2 protein-coding genes and 1 pseudogene are annotated in these 4132 nt (G+C 75.8%); 2 read left to right on the forward strand and 1 reads right to left on the reverse strand.

Going from position 1 to position 4132, the window contains the following annotated elements:
• Together ACWJ6R_RS31370 and ACWJ6R_RS31375 are read left to right on the forward strand one after the other, a co-directional pair.
• Positions 1 to 541 (forward strand): annotated as a pseudogene (locus ACWJ6R_RS31370) (hypothetical protein); the annotation flags it as partial.
• A gap of 189 nt (positions 542 to 730) precedes the next feature.
• On the forward strand, positions 731 to 2053 hold the full coding sequence (locus tag ACWJ6R_RS31375) for a pentapeptide repeat-containing protein (protein ID WP_449065688.1): 1323 nt from the start codon (positions 731 to 733) through the stop codon (positions 2051 to 2053).
• 68 nt (positions 2054 to 2121) lie between these two features.
• Here ACWJ6R_RS31375 and ACWJ6R_RS31380 read toward each other — a convergent pair.
• The coding region (locus ACWJ6R_RS31380; RefSeq protein WP_449065689.1) for a sensor histidine kinase at positions 2122 to 4132 on the reverse strand (2011 nt) is incomplete at its 5' end.

Consider the following 4132-nt stretch of genomic DNA (forward strand, 5'->3'; position numbering starts at 1 on the left):
CGCGGGCGCCCACGTGCTGGCCCCGGGCGTGGCGGAGGAGGCCCAGCTCGCCGCGGTCCGCAGGTGGGGGGTACGGCTGGCGCAGGGCCCGCTGCTGGTGCCGGGCCCCTCCGGCCGGGTCCACGTGCCGCTGCCGGTCGTCGAGCCGGAGCCGGCCGGGCTCCTGTTGGGCCCGAGGGTCCAGGAGTTCCTGCTGCCGGCGGTGACGCTCCCCTACGAGGCGACCGCGGAGGAGGCCGTGGAGACCTTCAGCGGCGAGCCCTCGATCACCAGCGTGATCCTGGTCGACGAGTACCAGCGGCCCAAGGGCAGCCTGGACCGCAGCCGCTTCCTGCTCGCCATCGCCAGCCGGTACGGCCACGCGCTGCACGGCAAGAAGCCCGCCGCCCGCCTGGCAGACCCCGTCCGCGCGGTCCCGAAGACCACCCCCGCGATCGCGCCATGCAGGTCGCGGGTCGCGACGCCGAACGCGTCTACGACGACCTGGCCGTCATCGACGAGGTGGGCCGGTGCATGGGCATCGTGCGGGTCTCGGACCTGATCCGCCAGGTCGCGGGCATGCAGGGGATGCCCGGGGCACAGGGGGCACAGGAGCCCCGGCCGGCTCCGGCGACGCACGGGACGCGGCTGCCCTGAGCGCGCGGCCGGGGGATGGACCCGCCCCCGGGGAGGGTACCGGCCCGGGGGCCTGAGAGGCTGAAGCGGCCGTGGACGGTGGCCCGGGGCGACCGTGCGGCGGAGAGCCGGCGGGGACGCCGCGCGGTCGGCGTGCGGGACGGACCTGTCGGGAGTCGACCTGTCCGGAGCCCACCTGATGGACTCCGACTTCGCCGCCGCCCGATGCGACCGGGCGGGGTTCGGCGGGGCGACGTTCTTCCAGTGCGGGTTCGAGGATGCCGCAGGCGAGGGCGCCTCCTTCCACGGTGTGCGCGCCACGCTGAGCCGGTGGCGGCGGGCCGGGCTTCCCCGGGCGTCCTTCTGGGAGGCGCTCCTCTCCCACGCCGATTTCCAGGATGCCGGGTTGGAGGAGGCGGCGTTCGATCTGGCCACCGGTGAGGAGGCGGACTTCCGGCGGGCCCGGCTCGTCCGCGCGTCGTTTCGGAGGGCCGGGCTGCCGGGGGCGGACTTCCGGGGAAGCGACCTGCGGGACGCCGACTTCAGCCTCGCCGATCTCACCGGCGCCGACTTCACCGGGGCCCTTCTCGACGGGGCGACGTTCGGCGGTGCGGCCCTCGACTCGGCGCGTTTCGACGGGGATCCGCCCGCTGCCGAGCCGCGGCCGCCCGCCGTCGACCGCGCGTCGGCACTGCGGGAGTACCTGCGCCGCGGAGACGCGGAGCGGGCCGTCGAGCTCTACCACCGCAGGCCGGGCGCGTGGGTCTGGGATGCGCTGGACGGCCGGGACCTGCAGCGGGACGCGACCGGCGAACTGCTCGCCGACGAGGCGCCGCTCGTCGTGCATCGCGCCTGCCGGGCCGCGGCGGACCTCGCCCGGAGGGAGGGCACGGCGCTCGACGTCGTCGGGGAACTGGCCGCGCTGCTGGCCTGCGGCACCGCGGTGCACGCGCCCGAGCACGGGGGGCAGAGGCGGTTCACGATGGATCCCGGCAGGGAGGCCGCGTTCGCCCTGGGCCGTCTCATGCGCCATGCGGACACCGGCGCGTCCGCCGGGGCGGCGCTGCGCGCGGGTCTGAGCGGCAAGGCGGTGGTGACGGAGCGCTGCGCCGCCGGCCTGGTGGTGCATCTGGCGGGGGAGGGCCGGTGGGACGAGATCGGGGAGATGCTCTCGTCGGGCAGGCCGCGCGTCCGCAAGGGTGTGGTCCTCGGCCTCGAACGGCGTCTCAGCGACGCGGGAGAGACCGCCAAGTGGGAGGAGAAGGCGAGGAGGCCCCCGCCGGAGGACATCCGTTCCGCCTTCGCGCTGCTGGAGGAGCTGCGCGCGCATCCCGACCCCGGGCTCGCCGCGCTCGCCCGGACTCGCAGGCGGTCCGTGGACTGGGTCCGCCGGTACTTCACCGACCTCGAAGGGCCACACGACGAAGGGCATGCCTGACCGGGCCCGGAGGGCGGAGCGGGGCGCCCGGCCTTCCCGGTCTCGTCAGGGCCGCGCCGAGACGGTCGTCAGGGCCGCGCCGCGACCTCGGCGGACCCCAGCGGGAGCCGGGCCGTCACGACCGTGCCGCCGCCCGGCCGCGCCTGCACGGCGCATGTGCCGCCCACCTCCGCGGTGCGCTCGCGCATCGAGGCGAGGCCCACGCCCGGTGTGTGCCGCGCCGGCATCCCGACGCCGTCGTCCTCGACCCGCACGACCAGCTCGTCCCCGGGGGCGCCGGACCCGCCCGACCCGTCGCCGGCGGCGCAGGTCACGACCACCCGTGCGAGGTCCGCCCGCGCGTGCCTGCGCACGTTCGTCAGCGCTTCCTGCACGATCCGGTAGGCCGCCAGCTCCAGCGACGGCGGCAACTCCTCCACCTCGACCTCGACCTCGACCCGTACGCCCGGCACCTGCGCGGCCGCCTTGAGCGCGCCCTCCAGCCCCAGACGGTCGAGTACGGGCGGACGCAGCCCCGCCACCAGCTGGCGCACCGACACCGCGGTCGCGGCGAGGTCCGCCTCGGCCTGGTCCAGCAGCGGACGGCCGCCGGCCGGATCGCGCCTGGCGGCGTCGAGCATGAGGACTACGCCGGTCAACGCCGGCCCGAGCCCGTCGTGCAGCTCCCGGCCCAGCCGCCTGCGCTCCTCCTCGCGCGCCACCCTGATCCGCTCGCGCGAGCGCCGCAGGTCGGCGGCCAGCCGTACGGCGTGGGCCAGCTCCGCCAGGTGGGTGGACATCACGGTCAGCGACTCCCCGCCCTGCGTGGCGCCCGACACCAGCAGCCGCCCGACGTCCTCGCCGTGCCAGGTGAGCGGCAGCGAGCGGGGCCGCTCGCCCAGCGCGCCGCCGGAGAACAGCTCGCCGTCGACCTCGACGCCCACGCCCCGCGCGCCGAGCCATCGGCGCAGCACCGACACGGCGCTCGCCAGCGCCTCGGCCGGGTCGCCCGCCTCCTGCACGGTACGGCTGAGCCGGTCGGCCGCCCGGTACGGGTCGCGTTCGACGCCGAACAACCGGTCGACCGGCCCCTGCAGCTTCCGGCGCACCGGCTGGAAGAGCGCGCCGACCGACATCACCGCGCCCAGCCCGGCGGCGGGGCCGAACCCGCCCGCCAGTCTGTCGCCCGCCCAGATCATCACGATGTAGCCGGCGGCGAGCACGACGGTCAGCGTGCCGTACACGAGGGTCCTGTTGAGGACGACGCGGATGCCGTAGAAACGGTGCCGCAGCACGGCGGCGACGATGGAGATCGGCACGCCGGCGGCGATGAGGAGCTGGATCGTCTCCAGCGCCATGTTCTCGCCGCCCACGGTGAACAGGGTTCTGGCCAGCCAGAATCCCATGAAAGCGACCATGGTGCCGACGCACCAGGCGATCTGCCGGCGCACCTCGGGGCCGACCGCCCGGTAGCGGAAGGCGAGAGAGGCCGCCGACAGCGTGTAGAGCGGCAGCATGGCCCAGCCGACGTGGGTCTCGGCCGTCCACGGCAGTGTGCCGAGGGCGTCGATCGCCAGCGGGTTGTCGAACGGCATGCCGAGCTCCAGCTCGGGCTGGGGGAGGACCGCCATGAGGAAGGAGTGGCCCGCGCACAGCGCGATCACTCCCCACAGCACCGGCCGCCAGCGCGGGGATGGCAGGCCTCCGTCGGGGTACAGCAGGGGCATCAGTCCTCCCACCGCTGAGACCGGCGGCATCCACAGCCACAGTCCCACCCAGCCGGCGAGCGGGAGCAGCGGGTGGTCGGGGGCGTGCAGGTGCATCCAGTACGCGGTGTTGTAGGCCAGTTCGTACAGCGCCCAGGTGACGCCGGTCGCCCACAGCAGCCACGGGAACGGCAGCCGCGGGCGGTAGGTGATCAGGAAGGCGCCGGCGGCGGGGAACAGCAGCCCCAGCGGGTCGACCGGCACCATCAGCACGCCGCCCCAGCCGCTCTTCCACGCCAGCCAGGTGGACACGCCGATGGCCAGGGGCGCCAGCACCGCCCCCGTCCAGGCCGCGGCGACGACGGCGCGGCGACGCCACGAGAAGGGCGGCGGC

This window comes from Planomonospora algeriensis (genome assembly GCF_977012225.1).